This window comes from Nonlabens dokdonensis DSW-6 (assembly GCF_000332115.1).
GTDB classification, from domain to species: Bacteria; Bacteroidota; Bacteroidia; order Flavobacteriales; family Flavobacteriaceae; genus Nonlabens; species Nonlabens dokdonensis.
On the sequence record NC_020156.1, the window covers coordinates 813,294 to 828,993 of the forward strand.

Here is a 15,700-nt window from a genome sequence, read left to right on the forward strand (position 1 = left end):
TAGAGTACTCTATCGAGAGGTTTTGTAACAAGTGTTACATGACTTGTATAAAACTGCGATGTAATTTAATCACCTTATTATTTTCCATCTTTTTAAGCAATCTAGATATCACTACACGACTAGTATGCAGGTCATTTGCAATTTCTTGATGAGTAATATAAATATGCTTACTCTTAAGAATTTGAACTTTATCAATCAAATACTTTTCTAGTCGCTCATCCATTTTGTTAAATGCAATATTATCAATGCTCTCTAATAATTCCATCATTCGCTCATGGTAACTATTAAAAACAAAATTGCGCCACGACTTGTATTTGCTGGACCATTCTTCCATTTTACCTATAGGAATCATGAGTATTTGGGCTGGTGTTTCTGTAACAGCATGAATCTCGCTTTTCGTATTTCCCATACAACAAGTCATTGTCATAGCGCAAGTATCGCCTTTTTCAAGATGATAAAGTAATAATTCCTCACCATGGTCGTCTGGTCTCATTATTTTGATGCTACCAGAAAGCAGTAAAGGCATTGATTTTATATACTGTCCAGGCTGGATGAGATGCTGTCCTTCTGGAACCTCCATAAAAGTAGCGACCTTTTGAATTTCTTCTATTAGTTGTGGTTCAAATTGAGAGCCATAATTACTGTGAAGTTCTTGAATCATTTTTTACCTCTTGTGCTTTAACTGGATCATACTTAAAGAAAAAATGCGCCCAAATAGCTTTTGATATAGCTCCAATATAAGGAAAAAACACTGCTAAGGTTATTACGATTATGATAAAAATTCTTAGAGGACTATCTGCGAAACCTAGGATCAATAAAATCATGTAAGCAGCAACTGCAAAAGCGATTCCTACACCATAAGAAACGTACATGGAACCGGTATAAAAACTAGGTTCTATAGAATACTTTAAATTACATTTAGGGCAGCGTTCTCTAACGCTGTTCATTTTTGAAAATTTATAAGGATGTGCCTCTAGAAACTCACCCTGACGACATTGTGGGCATTTTAAAAAAAGAATACTGTATAGCATGGTTTTTTGAAGCATCATATAAATTTTTTCAAATTTATGAGACACAAAAGATGGTATCGGTAACCTATGTTACATAACCGTCAATATACAATTTAAAACTATCCTTGAATTAGATACAAATACAATGGTAAGCCCAAAGTAATATTTAGTGGAAAAGTTATCGCAAGAGCCATAGGCAAATAGAGACTAGGATTAGCTTTAGGCGCTGCAATTCTCATAGCTGCTGGAACGGCAATATAAGATGCGCTGGCGGCAAGTATGGCAATCAATAATCGGTCACCAGTTTCACTAATCACGCAACCAGAAAGAAGCGCAACAACACAACCATTAATCAAAGGAACTACAATTGCAAAAACTAGAGCAAACCAACCTTTTTTGATTAATACACCTATTTTTTTACCACTAGTAATACCCATATCCAGTAAAAAAACGGCTAGAAAGCCTTTAAATAAGTCTGTAGTGAAAGGCTTTATGCCAGCGGCCTGCGCATCGCTTGCTATATATCCTATTACTAGACTTCCCAAAATAAGTATGACACTTCCATTTGTTATTGCGTGCTTTACCAGACCCCAAATTTTACCTGCAGAACGATCTTGATCTTTACTACATAAACTCATGAGTAAGACTCCTACAATTATAGATGGTGCTTCCATAAGTGCCATTACTGCGACCATGTGACCGCCGAAGGGAATGCCTTCCATTTCAAGATAACTAATCGCTGTTACAAATGTTACCGCACTTACTGAACCGTATGCAGCAGCAATCGCTCCAGCATTCTCTACCGTAAATTTCAACCTTAATATAAAAAAGGTATATAATGGAACAATAATCGCAAGAGCGATTCCTATAAACACAGCCCAGTAAATATCGGCAGTAAACACACTATGAGATAATTCTTGCCCACCTTTGAACCCTATAGCAAAGAGTAAGTATAAGGAAATGAACTTAGAAGAGTTTTTAGGAATCTCAAGGTCACTTTTTATTTGAGAGGCAAACAATCCTAAAATAAAAAACAACAGGGCAGGATTAGACAGGTTATCTGTCAGTAGATGTAAATCCATTAGAAGTGACTGAGTGAGTGTTTAGTCTATAATTTCAATTTCTAAAATACCATTGATCTTAATTCTTTTGCCATTTGCCTTTGCCTCGCGACAGATCTCTTTAAACTTTTTTCTTTCTAAATCAAGTTCTACTACGCGACTATCGTCATATTTAGTATTACTATTCACATTTCCTTCACACATAGAAAGTCTATGTAGTTTATGAAAATTTATCTTTTCTCTAATCAAGCTGCTCACCACATCTGCGGCCTCTGATGGAGAAAATTTGCTGTCGACTAATTGAACTTTTGTCATAACTTCTTTACTTGCATTCATAGTATTAGGGATTATTTTTAGGCGGTTTTTGATTTAAAAGAAATATGTATAATCACTAGTAATAGCACAATAGCGATAGGCATAATTAAATATTTAGACATAGGATGGTCTTCAATAAGACAAAATATACTTACAACTAAATATGCGATAGCAACTATTGAGATTAAAGCATATCTAAGGATTTGAATTAAACGGTCTAAATTTAAATAAGGTAAAATATGTATCGTCTGACTTGCTCGCATGGAACGATCATCTTTCTCTCTGGAATTTAATTGTTGTATCATTTTTCTATTTTTTATTAATCCGTGGCAAAGATGCGATCTTTTAAATGTTAATTTTTATTTATATTTGTAATGAAATACATAAAATAAAATTATGCATTATACGTTACACCAACTTCAAATATTTCTACAAATCGTAGATAAAAAGAGCATTACTAAAGCATCTGAAGTATTATTTTTAACTCAACCAGCGGTTTCTATACAACTCAAAAAGTTTCAAGAACAGTTTCCTATTCCTTTAACTGAGGTAATAGGGAGGCAATTGTACGTAACAGATTTTGGACTTGAAATAGCTGCAACTGCTAAACGTATTTTGGAAGAGGTCCAGGTGATAGAATATAGAACCAAGCAATTTCAAGGAAAATTAGCTGGTAAATTGAAGCTTTCGATAGTTTCTACTGGTAAATATGTTATGCCTTATTTTCTTTCAGGGTTTTTGAATCAACATGCAAGCGTAGATTTCTCAATGGATGTCACAAATAAAAAGAACGTTATTCATGATCTTGAAAAGAATAAGGTTGACTTTGCATTAGTTTCTGTATTACCAGATCATCTGGATTTGGAAGCTTTACCACTTATGAAAAATGAACTTTTTCTAGTAGGTAATGCAGAAAGAGAAAACAGTCGAAAAGGTAAAAAGGATCTAATTTTTTCTAAAGAACCACTATTGTATAGAGAAGAAGGCTCTGCAACCAGAAACGCTATGGAAAGCTTTATTCAAGGAAAAAACCTAATGGCAAGTAAAAAAATAGAGCTCACCTCAAATGAAGCCCTTAAGCAAGCAGTAATCGCTGGATTAGGTTATTCAATTATGCCCATTATAGGGATTAAAAATGCTGTTGACAGAGGAGAAATTGAAATCATTCCTTATACTGGTTTACCTATAAAAACTCAATGGAATTTAATATGGCTCAAGAAGAAAAAATTATCTCCTGCGGCTCTTGCATTCAAAGATTACATCATTGAAAACAAAGAAGATATTATTAAAAAACATTTCACTTGGGTATCAAAATCGTGATATATCAAGCTTTTATTTCAACGTAGTTTATGGGTTCCGCTTTCGCGAAAGCGGAATAAAAAACGACACGTTCTCTCTAAAAAGCCTCAGCAATACTTAAGTAAAAACTGTTTGTTCCACGACCAAATCCCCAATCAAAACGAATGTTTAGATTTTCAGTTTTATCTAGTTTAAAACGCAATCCAGCGCCGTAATTAGGTTTTAAATCACCAAACCTGAAGTCGCTAACATTTCTATAAACATCTCCTGTTCCCGCAAAAACCACCGCACCAAATCTAGAATCGGCAAAGTTTTTTCTATATTCCACTTGGGTCGCTAGCATGTCGCGCTCCACAAATCTTCCTTCTTGATAACCACGCATGATCTCACTACTCCCGAAAAACGCATACTCAGAGAAAGGAATATCTTCTCGAGTAAAACGACCTATTAATTGAACAGCCAATATATCTTCATTTTTCTCTGACACATCAAAATAATGACGTATATCAAATCTGGTAAGATTAAATTTATTAGTTCCGCCCAAGGCCTTAAAATATTTCCCATGAGTGAATTCCAAATACCACCCATCTTGGGCATTTAAAATATTGCTTCTGCTATCAAAGAGTACCGCAACCTCAGCTCCTACTGATGTAGAACCGTCAAAACCGTCTGGCCTATTTTGAGCTATTAAACCATCTTCTTCAATTTGCGTATTGTATATATGGTTGTACCTGACTCCACCACCGATAAATAAAAACCGATGAAACATACGTTTCAAAAATATAGGCTCAAAAAGAAATTGATTGTAATCATATTGCTCCTCTGCACTGTCTGGTGTATCTTTTCCTATACCATAATACAATCTAGGGTAATTTTGAAATAATAGATTTCCCTCTATAACCCATTCTTCTTGATTTGTAAAAATTTCAAATCCAGAATATAGGAAAAACTGACTATTCAAAGTATACTGAAGCGTGATGGGCATATTTGAAGTTCTTGTTTCTTCACCACTACCATTAAACTTAAACAGATACTTTGCACCTGTACCAAAGGCAAAATTTGTCTCTGGTGCATAACTCATTACTGGCGCAGCAATGAATTTTTGTTTATATAGAGTAGAATCGCGCTCAGCTGCTTTTTTGTTAGGATAAAATGTAAAAAACTCTTTTATGTCTTCTACTACTTGTGATTGCGCAGAGAAACTAGTGATAAAAAATAAAAGAATACAGCATGCCTTAGGCATGGAGAATTTATAGTGGTATTTCAATGAAGTTTATTTAAGAGTAATATAGTTGTTTTATAAAAGTACAAAGGTTCAAATCTAATCATAAAACGATTTAAATATGAGGTCAAAACATTAAAGTTTATTCGCGATCATCCTTATCTAAAGCTTGATTAGTACTAATCTTATTGTCTGATTTATTGTTGTACTGTTGCTGTTCCTTATTTATGGTCTCTGAATCTGAATTTTCTTTTGATGAATTATGTGAATTGTTAGACTCATTTTTATCTCGTCGCTCTTGCGCCTCTTTAATATCATGAGCATCTCGTACCTGCACATGAGTTGGAAATGGCAAATCTATTCCAGCTTCATCCATAGCATGCTGTGTTTTGGCGATCACCTCACTAAAGGTTTTCACTACGTTTCCACGTTTAGAATCTGTCCACCAGCGCATTCTTATAGTTAACCAACTATCTGCTTGATCCCAGTTTAATATATCGATAGGTTTATCTTTTACAACACCTTCGGTATTTTCTAAAGTCTCTCTTAATATTTTTACTGCTTTATCATAAGGTTGATCGTATCCTAGACCCAAATCATATTGAGATCTAATATAATCATGTGCAGTAATCACTTTTACAGCGTTAGTATAGATTTCGTTATTGGGTACAACGATATCGATACCGTCATAAGTTGTGATAACTGTTGCGCGAGTTTCAATTCTATCTACTCGACCTTTCATACCGTTTACTTCAATTTCATCTCCTATTCTAAATGGCTGTCTGGTCAAAATTAAAATACCTGCTAACCAATTCTGTAAAATGTCTTGAAATGCAAAACCGATTGCGACACTGCTTACACCCATTCCGGCAATAAGATCTCCAAATCCTATAGAAGGAGCAACGATAGTGACACAAAGAAAAAATCCTAGCAAGATGAAAATCCACTTAGAAAAACTTCCTAATATCTCTCCGAAGTTAGATCTATTCCTCTTTTTAAGCTGTCTTTTGATGAAAGAACCCAACCATCTAGCTATTAATATAATAACTATAAAAAGAATTATACCAAGTAGAATATTTGGAAGGTTTTTAATGAATCCATCCAGCCAAGTATCAATTTTTTCCCAGATACTTTGTGTGTTTATATCAATCTCTCCTTTAACATCTTTAGGATTATTTTGGACAGTATCTTGAAAATAACTAAGCATATTTATTAATTTATGCTAAAACTATTTGAATAATTTTGATAATTTGTTAATCTCTTATAAATAAACACTTTTTTAACTTAGTTTAGTGTAAGTTAAATATTTGATCATTTATCAGATTAAGGCTTTCAGAGCTTTTGTTAAATACTTGCCTACCCATTATTTATACGCCTAAAACACATGCATTAAAAAAGAGGCTCTTAGAACCTCTTTTTTTGATATTACTTAATGAACTCTACTTACCTACAACATGTAGTTCGTTAAAATTCTTAGGCACGTACATTGTTTCGGTCTGTTGATCATAATTTAATTCCTCTAGACTTACTTCTACATTATCCACCTCAACATAATCGATTTCAAACGGTAAGCCTATAAAGTTAAAACGTAGCGTCTCATATTCGGTAGTGTATTTGCCATCTTTATATTGAGATATAATCATCTCTTTTTCTTTACCTTTAAAAGTCAAATTTCTAAGGCTGAAACGACCTTTTTTGTAGTCATAACCGTCTGAAGCATCTTCATATACAATAGACTTTTCTTTACCAACTGTATAATAAACGTCTAGAGTCAAGAATTCTATTTTCTTTTCACCTACATATTGCATTACAGGATAACGTGGGATTATGGAACCTGTTTTTACAAATAGCGGAATCTCATCAATATCTGCATCTACCCAAGTTTCTTTTCCGCCGGTAACCGTTTCACGAGTCCAGAAATTATACCATTCCCCTCGCGGAATATACATTCTACGGCCTTTTGCATTAGGTTCTAGAACGGGACAAACTAAAATTTGATCACCGAACATAAACTCATCGTTTCTATAATGCGTTTGCGCATCTTCTTGATCATAAAGAACAAGCGACTTTAACATCGGTATTCCTTCATCTGCATATTGCCAGAATGTAGTGTATAAATATGGGAGCAATTTATAACGCAGCTCAATAAACTTCCTTGTAATATCAGTTACATTCTCATCAAATGTCCATGGTTCTTGATCTCCATGATCTCCACTAGAATGCACACGACAAAATGGATGAAACACACCTAAAGCAATCCATCTAGCAAAAAGCTCTCCAGTAGGCTGCTCTGCAAAACCACCTATATCTGATCCAGCAAACGACATTCCTGAAAGTGCCATGCGTTGCGCTTGAATGTTTGCAATACTTAAGTGTTCCCAAGTTGCTACGTTATCACCAAACCAACTGCTCGTGTAACGCTGCGTACCTGAATAAGCAGATCGCGTGATAACAAACGGGCGTTTAGGATAAATAAATTTCTTTACACCTTCATAGGTAGCACGAGCCATTTGCGCTCCATAAATATTATGCGCTTTTCTGTGCGAGCAAGGATGCCCGTCATAATCATGTCTTACATCATCTGGGAACGTTTTATTAGGAACTTCCATCACAGCTGGCTCGTTCATATCATTCCACACTCCTGCAAGACCGTTATCTGCTATTAGTCCTTTAAATAAATCTGCCCACCAGTCTCTTACTTTAGGATTTGTATAATCTGGGAAATAACATTCTCCTGGCCATACTTTTCCTTTCATATAAGGTCCATCAGCACGTTTACAGAAGTAATCGTTTGCCATTGCTTCTTTATAAACGCTATAATCTGGATCTACTTTAATTCCTGGATCTATAATGGCGATGGTTTTAAAACCTTCTTCCTTTAAATCGCTGATCATTTTAGTAGGGTTTGGGAACTTCTCATTATCCCATGTAAAACAACGGAAACCGTCCATGTAATCGATATCTAAATAGATGGCATCACAAGGTATTTGTAACTCTCTAAATTTTGAAGTGATCTCTCTTACATTGCTTTCTGGATAATAACTCCATTTACATTGATGGAAACCTAATGCCCATAACGGTGGTAATTCTGGTTTACCAGTTAATTCTGTATAACCAGTTACTACATTATTGATATCTGGACCATAAACAAAATAATAATCCATATTTCCACCTTGCGCCCAGAAACTGGTCACGTGATGACGTTCTTGAGCAAAGTCAAAGAATGATCTAAAGGTATTATCAAAGAAAATACCGTAAGCGATTTTATTTTGTAGTCCTATATAAAAAGGAACATTCTTGTAAAGCGGATCGGTATTTTTCCCAAAAGCATATTGATCCGTTCCCCACATTTCAAATCTTTTGGCACGCATGTTATTGTCGGCTGGCTTATCACCTAGACCGTAATAGCTTTCTCCTGGCTGCGCCTTTTTAGACATTTTTACTACTTCACCTCCATGCTCGTAACTTTCTTCATAGTGAAAACCTAGCTCATCTTCACAAATGATCTTTCCATCAAGATCAAATATTCTAGATCTCAAGTCAGATTTTGCAATATGACAAACGATTTTTGAAGTAGTTATTTCATAAAACGTTTCCTTCTCTACAACGTTCAGCTTATTATAACCTCTGTTGCTGGTTGCTTCTACCGCATAAGAAAAGTCTTTTTGAAGTTTGCCACCTGTTCCATACTTGAATCTAATTACGCTGTCGCGAAAGATTTGTAAACGCAAGATCACGCCATTATCAGTATGAAAGGTAAGTGTATCTACCACATGGTCAAACGTGGTTAAACGTCCCGGAAACACATTTCCTTGACTATGTAATTCTGTATTTGTAATCATAAAATGATGATGTTCAATATTATAACAGAGAACAAATTGCATTCTCTTTAAAAACGAAAAATAGGAAAAAGATAGGAAAGCGCCCCATTAAAAATGAGATAGTTACGCAAGCGATAGAGTTTGATCAGATGTGAAAAATCAAAATTTGCTAAAATAAAATGTGATGATCTTAACTGACTCGTTTATTTATGAAATTGACAAAATAAAATGAAATTTGTATCAAAAATTTATTTTTTGACATCAAAAAAAGCCGATTCTTCAATCGGCTTGTCATCTAATTCTTGAATAAAATTGATCAAACTATTTTTTCTTCATCAACGGATACTCTTCAAAAATAGCGTTTACTAGTTGAGTCATTGCGTCTACATTCCCACTATCATAAATACTTGTACTACTAGCACCTTTCCACACCGTTTCATTGGTTTCCTTATCTACAAGATAAATGACCAAAGTTCCTTCTTTATAATTATAAGTATCTGTATCATATCCTACTACCGTTGGGTAATTAGTATATCCATAATAGTAATAATTGTTATAATAAGAGTTTACTCTTATACCTGGTCGATTGTAATATCCATAAGATGCATAAATTGGATTTTTTTCTACTTCAGTCTCTTCGTTAATTTTAGTACTTACTAAAACAAGTAAATCAGGATTATCTCTATCTAATTCATAACCAGCATCTATCATATTGTCATTTACTGATTGTATAACGATGCGATTCACGCCATCATTTACTTTTTTATCAGGCAATTGCAAGGCTGCATTGGGCAGGTAAGAAAATGAATCGTATTTATTTAGGTTGTCGTCTGTTGTTTTAACTGTAGCTACCGCAGGTCCACAACTATAAAGTGTTGCAGTGATTACTATTAGAAAAATGGATTTAAATAATTTCATAACTTTTTTTCTTTAGTATAATAAAGGATACCTCATTATACGTATAAAAAAAAGTCAATTGATATGATCTTAACGGTTAGGATAGGCTTTTTAAGAGATTTTAAGAACCTCATTAGCCTTACCCATAAACCAAAACTCCCAAAGGTGGTAATCGCAACTCTACACTGTATTCTTTTCCATGCCACGCTTTACTCTGTGGAGAGAACGATTTTTTTACCGTCCGATCAGAACCACCGTATTTCATAGCATCACTATTAAACAAAAGTTTATAAGTAGCATCTGTCGGGATTCCTATGCGGTAATTATCCCTAGGAACTGGAGTCATATTACAAATTATCAGTACGTGGGAATCTTTACCTTTTCTTATGTAGCTGATAACCGAGTTTTCATAATCTTCATAAGAAATCCATTCAAAGCCTTCATTGCTGAATTGCTTTTCATGTAGTGCTTTTTGATTTTTATAAAGCTTATTTAAATCTTTTATGATGTTTTGAATTCCTTGATGCGGTTTGAATTCGGTAAGGTGCCAGTCCAGACTTCCTTGAAAATCCCATTCATCGTGTTGCCCAAATTCAGAACCCATCATTAACAGGTTACCTCCAGGATGCGTAAACATATAAGAATATAATAATCTCAGGTTTGCAAACTTTTGCCACTCATCTCCAGGCATTCTCCCTAGAATGGAACTTTTACCATAAACAACCTCATCATGAGATAATGGCAACATAAAATTTTCAGTGAAAGCGTAGGTCATCGAGAAAGTCAGATCATTTTGATGGTGCTTTCTAAAAATAGATTCTTTTTGAAAATATTGTAGCGTGTCGTGCATCCAGCCCATCATCCATTTCATACCAAAACCTAAGCCGCCTAAAGATGTAGGTTTACTTACCATAGGGAAGCTGGTACTTTCTTCGGCAATGGTTTGTGTGTCTGGATAGTTTATGTAAACAGCCTCGTTCATTTCTTTCATAAAAGCTATTGCTTCTAGGTTTTCTCTACCACCATTTATATTAGGTTCCCATTCTCCATCTTCTCGTGAGTAATCAAGAAATAACATACTTGCTACTGCATCTACTCGCAGTCCATCAACATGGTATTGATCGAGCCAAAACAAAGCATTAGAAATCAAAAAGCTTTTTACTTCATTTCTACCATAATTAAAGATCAAGGACTTCCAGTCTGGATGGTAACCTCTTCTCCTATCAGGATGCTCGTACAAATGTGTGCCATCAAAATTTCCTAAGCCATGAGCGTCTTCTGGAAAATGCGATGGTACCCAATCAAGAATAACACCTATCCCTGCGTTATGGCAAGCGTCTACTAGTTCTTGGAATTCTTCTGGATAACCAAATCTTGCCGTAGGAGCAAAATATCCTGTAATTTGATAACCCCACGAAGGATCATAAGGATACTCCATGATAGGCATAAACTCGATGTGTGTGAATTGCATCTCTTTCGCGTAAGCTACCAGTTCCAAAGCAAGTTCATTATAACTAAGACTCCTGTTTTCATCTACCTTTTTTTTCCAACTGGAAAGGTGAACTTCGTAAACCGAATAAGGGGCGTCTAAGGCATTATTTTTGGCACGCGACTTCATCCACTTTTTATCGCTCCACTTGGGTTTATAATCGTAGACTATACTCGCTGTGCGAGGTGGATGTTCACAACGGCGCGCGTAGGGATCTGCTTTTTCAGTAATGGTATCGTTGTGTGAAGAGCGTATTTTATACTTGTAGGCATTGCCATGCTTTACGCCAGGAATAAAACCTTCCCAAATACCGCTGCTATCCCATCTTACTTGTAATAAATGTTCATCTTCTGTCCAGAAATTAAAGTCGCCTATGATAGAAACACTCTTTGCACTAGGCGCCCAAACAGCAAAATAAGTTCCTTCTACTCCATCAACGGTTGTGACGTGGGACCCAAACTTCTCATAAAGTCGGTAATGCTTACCGCTTTTAAATAAGTCGATATCAAAATCTGTAAAGCGGCTGTGTGTGATTACTTTAGTCATCTTTTAAAGTGAAAAACCTTTAGGAATCACCGCGTTTTTCTTAATCACGACTACTCCATCCTTGATGACATAGTTTTCAGTTTCTTCATCTTTTAAATGAGCGCCTCCGTTAATACGTACGTCGTCTCCTATGCAAACGTTTTTATCAATTATCGTATTCTTAATAAAACATCGTTCTCCTATTCCTTTCAACACTTCTGGCTTTCTTTTTTCCATGGATTCTAATGACTCATATTCATCATTACCCATCATATAGGTATTAATTACGGTACTCTCTTTACCTATTCTAGATCTTATACCGATAACAGATTTTTCAATCTTAGCAGCACTGATAATACAACCTTCGGCAATGACTGCCTTTTCTAAAAGCGTTCCTGATATTTTTGACGTAGGTAAAATTCTCGCATTTGTATAAACACGTTGCTTAGAATCATAAAGGTTGAACTCTGGAATATCGTTGGTAAGCCCCAAATTTGCATCAAAAAAGGAATCGATACTTCCTATATCAGTCCAGTAACCTTCAAACTGATAACTTAAAGTTTTATGATTTGAAATTGCTTGAGGTATAATCTCTTTACCAAAGTCAATATTCTTCTCGTCTTTCATTAAATCAATCAATAAGTCTCTATTAAAGATATAAATCCCCATTGAAGCAAGATGATTTTTCTTTTGCTTTTTCATCTCTTTGCTGGTGTTGGACTTCCAATCTAGCAACAGCTCAGTAGCTGGTTTTTCTATAAATGAAGTAATGACATTATGATCGTCTGTTTTTAATATTCCAAAAGAGGTGGCATCTTTTTCAGTTACTGGAATGGTAGCGATAGATATTTCGGCTTTAGCATCAATATGAGCTTGGATCATCTCATTAAAATCCATTTGATACAATTGGTCACCAGATAAGATCAATGCATATTCAAAATCATGTCTTAAGAAATGATGCATGCTTTGACGCACGGCATCTGCTGTACCTTGAAACCATCCTTTATTACCAGGAGTTTGCTCTGCTGCGAGAACGTCTACGAAAGCCGAACTAAAAAAACTGAAGTGATAGGTGTTTTTTATATGTCTATTTAAAGATGCTGAATTGAATTGCGTCAACACAAACATTCTTTTTATATCAGAATTTATACAATTAGAAATAGGAATATCTACTAATCGATATTTACCTGCAATAGGGACTGCTGGTTTTGACCTACTTTCGGTTAAAGGGTATAATCTAGTTCCTTGTCCACCACCTAAAATAATACTTAAGACTTTGTCATTAATCATAATCAGTTTGTTATTGATTTATACATTTGAATATATGCCATTGCAGACCGATTCCAAGAATGATCTATTTGCATGATTTGTTTCGTAATTTTTTTAAATTCTTTTTGATCCTCAAAAAGTTGCCTTGCTCTACTTACCGTAGAAACGATTTGCTCTACAGTGGTATCTTCATGGGTGAAGCCAAAACCACCATCTTCCACATCTACTATCGTATCTTTTAATCCACCTATACTTCTTACTACTGGAATCGTACCGTATCGTAAGGAATACATTTGATTCAAACCACAAGGTTCTACACGGGAAGGCATTAAAAGAAAATCTGCTCCAGCATAAATAATATGAGATAGCTTTTCATCATAACCTATAAACGCATTGAATTTACCTTGATACTTTTCTTTAAGCTGTAATAATCGCTCCTCTGTATTTTGCTCTCCTGATCCCAATAACAAAATGGATACGTCTTGATTATTCAATACTTGTTCAAACGCCTCAGGAAATAAATCTGATCCTTTTTCATATACCAGCCTACCTATAAATGCAAACAATGGCTTGGTCTCGTCAAGTTCAAAAGAATCACACAACCATTTTTTATTTGCTTGTTTACCACTTTGTACTGATTTTAAATCATAATTCTCAATAAGGTAAGAATCTGTCTTTGTGTCCCAGACATCTGTATCTATTCCATTAAGAATACCGATACATTTTTCAGCTTCATGGCTTAGCAGACTCTCTAAATGGTTAGCATTTTCTTTTAATTCCTCCATGTAACTAGGTGAGACCGTATTCACACGCCACGCGCATTTTATAGCACTCGCCAGCGGATTTATATTTCCATACCAATCGAGCAAGCCAGTATGCTCACGATTAAATTCTGGAATTAAGTCTATTTTATCATGAGAGAACCAGCCTTGATACTGCGCATTATGAATACTTAATACCGTAGGGATTTTCTTAAATGAGTTGAAAATATGACATTGTTGCATCATGAAAGGAACCAGTCCAGTATGATGGTCATGACAGTGAACAACATCAGGAAATACCTCTTGTGTAGACAACCATGTCAGTGCCGCAATTTGAAAAGCCATGAACCGTTCTGTATCATCGTTAGAATACACATATTCCTTAAAAAGAACATCTGGAACGTGAACTAGAAAAATATCAAAGCCTAAATCTAAACTAGTTGGTTTAAGAATCGAATAATCATAGTCTTTCTCATCCATTGAAATAATACCATCAGATACTTTTTCAAAAGCATTATTTTGAGTAAAAGGGATATTATAAAAAGGCATGATCACACTAGCGTCATGACCTAAAGTATTTTGATACTTAGGAAGTGCACCTACAACGTCAGCTAGCCCACCTACTTTTGCAATAGGATAGCATTCTGCACTTACATGTATAATTTTCATAAAACCGAATGAGTAAATTAAGTGGTTTAAATTAATAAAATGCAGCCAATAATCAACTTTTACATGCAGTTATTTTATTCCAAATCTTTTAGTTGCGATGCAGTCCAGATAATCGCATCATTCATTGTATAAAAAACTTCATAGGGTTTAGAATAAAATTGCTTTTCATACATCGCTGTTTTCATCTTCATATCGGTATCAACAACTATGGCAAGACCTATTAAATTTTCAATTTTAGCAATCTCTCTATAAATAAGAGGATCTACAGAATAGGAGTTCACACGATTCGAAATGTACATCAGCTCTCTATCAAAAAAATGTCTCGTAATCATCTTTTTTAAAACTTCCACATGTTTATGTACAACGACCTGACCACCTTTAATTTGATTGACTAAATAGTGTTCAAAAATAAACACCTCAGAATATCCTAAATCATAATATCTTAATTGGTTCATAGCATTTGAGTTGGTTCTTAAAGATAGTGATTATCAACTTAATAATCGGTATACCGCTTTCGCGAAAGCGGAACAAAAGCCAACTTCAATTACTTACAACTGCTCTTTACGCTCCTCAAATTTCTTTTTTTTACCAATCTAGCACACGCACAAGTTGGATTCTGAGTGCACCAAAGCCTCTGAAATTATAGTAATTCTCTCAGATCAAAACCTTCAGAAATTGATAATCAAGCTGAGTCCTAATATTTAAAAGTAAGTATGAATGGAATATGATTTTAATTCTAAGGAATTTTAATCAAAAAAAATGGCTGCAAAATTTGCAGCCATTTAAACCTTATATAACACGAATAACTAAGTCAATTGTGACTTTACAATAGTACTTATCGTTCGGCCGTCTGCCTTACCTGCTAATTCTTTATTTGCCATTCCCATTACCTTACCCATATCTTTCATTCCAGAAGCTCCAGTCTTGGTAATTATACCAGAAACAACTTTTGTTATTTCTTCTTCACTCATTTGTTCTGGAAGAAATTTTTCTAAAACTGCTGCTTGAGCAAGTTCTGGCTCAGAGAGATCTTCTCTATTTTGTTCTGAAAAAATACGAGCACTATCCTTGCGTTGTTTGACAAGTTTTTGAACTATTTTAATTTCGTCATCCTCGCTTAATCCTTCATCTCCACCAGATGTTTTTGCCAATAATATTTCACTTTTAACGGCTCTTAATGCAGCGAGAGCAGTTTGATCTTTAGCTTTCATCGCGTCCTTCATCGCGGTCATTATATCTTTCTCTAAACTCATAATCTTTGATTTAAAAACAAATGTAAGAATTTAACTTTCAAAATGATATAGTGTTCACACACTTCTGCAATAATGCATTTTTTTAATCAAAAAACCCAAACACTTTAGA

Annotated in this window: 15 protein-coding genes; 1 reads left to right on the forward strand and 14 read right to left on the reverse strand. The window is 34.8% G+C overall.

The features are described from left to right. Positions 1 to 34: 34 nt before the first annotated feature. The 5 genes from DDD_RS03670 to DDD_RS03690 all read right to left on the reverse strand — a co-directional run bounded on the left by DDD_RS03670 (position 35) and on the right by DDD_RS03690 (position 2,691). Positions 35 to 661, reverse strand: coding sequence for a Crp/Fnr family transcriptional regulator (locus DDD_RS03670; protein WP_015361402.1), 627 nt, complete (start codon positions 659 to 661; stop codon positions 35 to 37). Beyond that, entirely contained in the window at positions 639 to 1,049 is a 411-nt protein-coding gene (locus DDD_RS03675) for a DUF983 domain-containing protein (RefSeq protein WP_015361403.1), read from the reverse strand. Before DDD_RS03675 ends, DDD_RS03670 begins: the two co-directional genes overlap by 23 nt. Positions 1,050 to 1,129: 80 nt before the next feature. Next, positions 1,130 to 2,092 carry a sodium-dependent bicarbonate transport family permease gene (locus tag DDD_RS03680; RefSeq protein WP_015361404.1) on the reverse strand — a complete coding sequence of 321 codons (963 nt, stop codon included), beginning with the start codon at positions 2,090 to 2,092 and terminating at the stop codon, positions 1,130 to 1,132. 21 nt (positions 2,093 to 2,113) lie between these two features. Continuing rightward, a complete protein-coding gene (locus DDD_RS03685) occupies positions 2,114 to 2,407 on the reverse strand; it encodes a hypothetical protein (protein ID WP_015361405.1) in 294 nt (97 codons plus the stop codon). A 17-nt stretch (positions 2,408 to 2,424) separates the two neighbouring features. After that, positions 2,425 to 2,691 carry a hypothetical protein gene (locus DDD_RS03690; RefSeq protein WP_015361406.1) on the reverse strand — a complete coding sequence of 89 codons (267 nt, stop codon included), beginning with the start codon at positions 2,689 to 2,691 and terminating at the stop codon, positions 2,425 to 2,427. A gap of 91 nt (positions 2,692 to 2,782) precedes the next feature. Between DDD_RS03690 and DDD_RS03695 the strand changes: the two genes are divergently transcribed. Beyond that, positions 2,783 to 3,706, forward strand: a complete 924-nt coding sequence (locus DDD_RS03695) for a LysR family transcriptional regulator (protein ID WP_015361407.1) — start codon at positions 2,783 to 2,785, stop codon at positions 3,704 to 3,706. A 76-nt stretch (positions 3,707 to 3,782) separates the two neighbouring features. Here DDD_RS03695 and DDD_RS03700 read toward each other — a convergent pair whose 3' ends face one another. The 9 genes from DDD_RS03700 to DDD_RS03740 all read right to left on the reverse strand — a co-directional run bounded on the left by DDD_RS03700 (position 3,783) and on the right by DDD_RS03740 (position 15,591). Further along, a complete protein-coding gene (locus tag DDD_RS03700) occupies positions 3,783 to 4,928 on the reverse strand; it encodes a BamA/TamA family outer membrane protein (RefSeq protein ID WP_015361408.1) in 1,146 nt (381 codons plus the stop codon). Positions 4,929 to 5,049: 121 nt separating this feature from the next. Next, entirely contained in the window at positions 5,050 to 6,114 is a 1,065-nt protein-coding gene (locus DDD_RS03705; RefSeq protein ID WP_015361409.1) for a mechanosensitive ion channel family protein, read from the reverse strand. Between the two features lie 232 nt (positions 6,115 to 6,346). Further along, positions 6,347 to 8,749 (reverse strand): glycoside hydrolase family 31 protein, encoded by a 2,403-nt coding sequence (locus tag DDD_RS03710; RefSeq protein WP_015361410.1) that lies wholly within the window; start codon positions 8,747 to 8,749, stop codon positions 6,347 to 6,349. A 300-nt stretch (positions 8,750 to 9,049) separates the two neighbouring features. Then, positions 9,050 to 9,646, reverse strand: a complete 597-nt coding sequence (locus tag DDD_RS03715) for a DUF4136 domain-containing protein (RefSeq protein WP_015361411.1) — start codon at positions 9,644 to 9,646, stop codon at positions 9,050 to 9,052. A 118-nt stretch (positions 9,647 to 9,764) separates the two neighbouring features. After that, on the reverse strand, positions 9,765 to 11,660 hold the full coding sequence (gene glgB, locus DDD_RS03720) for a 1,4-alpha-glucan branching protein GlgB (RefSeq protein ID WP_015361412.1): 1,896 nt from the start codon (positions 11,658 to 11,660) through the stop codon (positions 9,765 to 9,767). 3 nt (positions 11,661 to 11,663) lie between these two features. After that, positions 11,664 to 12,929 carry a glucose-1-phosphate adenylyltransferase gene (locus tag DDD_RS03725; RefSeq protein WP_015361413.1) on the reverse strand — a complete coding sequence of 422 codons (1,266 nt, stop codon included), beginning with the start codon at positions 12,927 to 12,929 and terminating at the stop codon, positions 11,664 to 11,666. Positions 12,930 to 12,931: 2 nt separating this feature from the next. Then, positions 12,932 to 14,338: a glycogen synthase gene (locus tag DDD_RS03730; protein WP_015361414.1), complete on the reverse strand. Its 1,407-nt coding sequence runs from the start codon at positions 14,336 to 14,338 to the stop codon at positions 12,932 to 12,934. A gap of 74 nt (positions 14,339 to 14,412) precedes the next feature. Next, positions 14,413 to 14,793, reverse strand: a complete 381-nt coding sequence (locus tag DDD_RS03735; protein ID WP_015361415.1) for a hypothetical protein — start codon at positions 14,791 to 14,793, stop codon at positions 14,413 to 14,415. A 351-nt stretch (positions 14,794 to 15,144) separates the two neighbouring features. Next, positions 15,145 to 15,591 (reverse strand): GatB/YqeY domain-containing protein, encoded by a 447-nt coding sequence (locus tag DDD_RS03740; protein ID WP_041566909.1) that lies wholly within the window; start codon positions 15,589 to 15,591, stop codon positions 15,145 to 15,147. Positions 15,592 to 15,700: the final 109 nt, after the last annotated feature.

Excerpts from the sequence above, each read along its gene's own strand:
- DDD_RS03710 (WP_015361410.1), bottom strand. The coding sequence starts at position 8,749 with ATGATTACAAATACAGAATTACATAGTCAAGGAAATGTGTTTCCGGGA.
- DDD_RS03685 (WP_015361405.1), bottom strand. The coding sequence starts at position 2,407 with ATGAATGCAAGTAAAGAAGTTATGACAAAAGTTCAATTAGTCGACAGC.
- DDD_RS03675 (WP_015361403.1), bottom strand. The coding sequence starts at position 1,049 with ATGATGCTTCAAAAAACCATGCTATACAGTATTCTTTTTTTAAAATGC.
- DDD_RS03740 (WP_041566909.1), bottom strand. The coding sequence starts at position 15,591 with ATGAGTTTAGAGAAAGATATAATGACCGCGATGAAGGACGCGATGAAA.
- DDD_RS03700 (WP_015361408.1), bottom strand. The coding sequence starts at position 4,928 with ATGCCTAAGGCATGCTGTATTCTTTTATTTTTTATCACTAGTTTCTCT.
- DDD_RS03690 (WP_015361406.1), bottom strand. The coding sequence starts at position 2,691 with ATGATACAACAATTAAATTCCAGAGAGAAAGATGATCGTTCCATGCGA.
- DDD_RS03730 (WP_015361414.1), bottom strand. The coding sequence starts at position 14,338 with ATGAAAATTATACATGTAAGTGCAGAATGCTATCCTATTGCAAAAGTA.
- DDD_RS03670 (WP_015361402.1), bottom strand. The coding sequence starts at position 661 with ATGATTCAAGAACTTCACAGTAATTATGGCTCTCAATTTGAACCACAA.
- DDD_RS03715 (WP_015361411.1), bottom strand. The coding sequence starts at position 9,646 with ATGAAATTATTTAAATCCATTTTTCTAATAGTAATCACTGCAACACTT.
- DDD_RS03735 (WP_015361415.1), bottom strand. The coding sequence starts at position 14,793 with ATGAACCAATTAAGATATTATGATTTAGGATATTCTGAGGTGTTTATT.
- DDD_RS03680 (WP_015361404.1), bottom strand. The coding sequence starts at position 2,092 with ATGGATTTACATCTACTGACAGATAACCTGTCTAATCCTGCCCTGTTG.
- DDD_RS03725 (WP_015361413.1), bottom strand. The coding sequence starts at position 12,929 with ATGATTAATGACAAAGTCTTAAGTATTATTTTAGGTGGTGGACAAGGA.
- DDD_RS03705 (WP_015361409.1), bottom strand. The coding sequence starts at position 6,114 with ATGCTTAGTTATTTTCAAGATACTGTCCAAAATAATCCTAAAGATGTT.
- glgB (WP_015361412.1), bottom strand. The coding sequence starts at position 11,660 with ATGACTAAAGTAATCACACACAGCCGCTTTACAGATTTTGATATCGAC.
- DDD_RS03695 (WP_015361407.1), top strand. The coding sequence starts at position 2,783 with ATGCATTATACGTTACACCAACTTCAAATATTTCTACAAATCGTAGAT.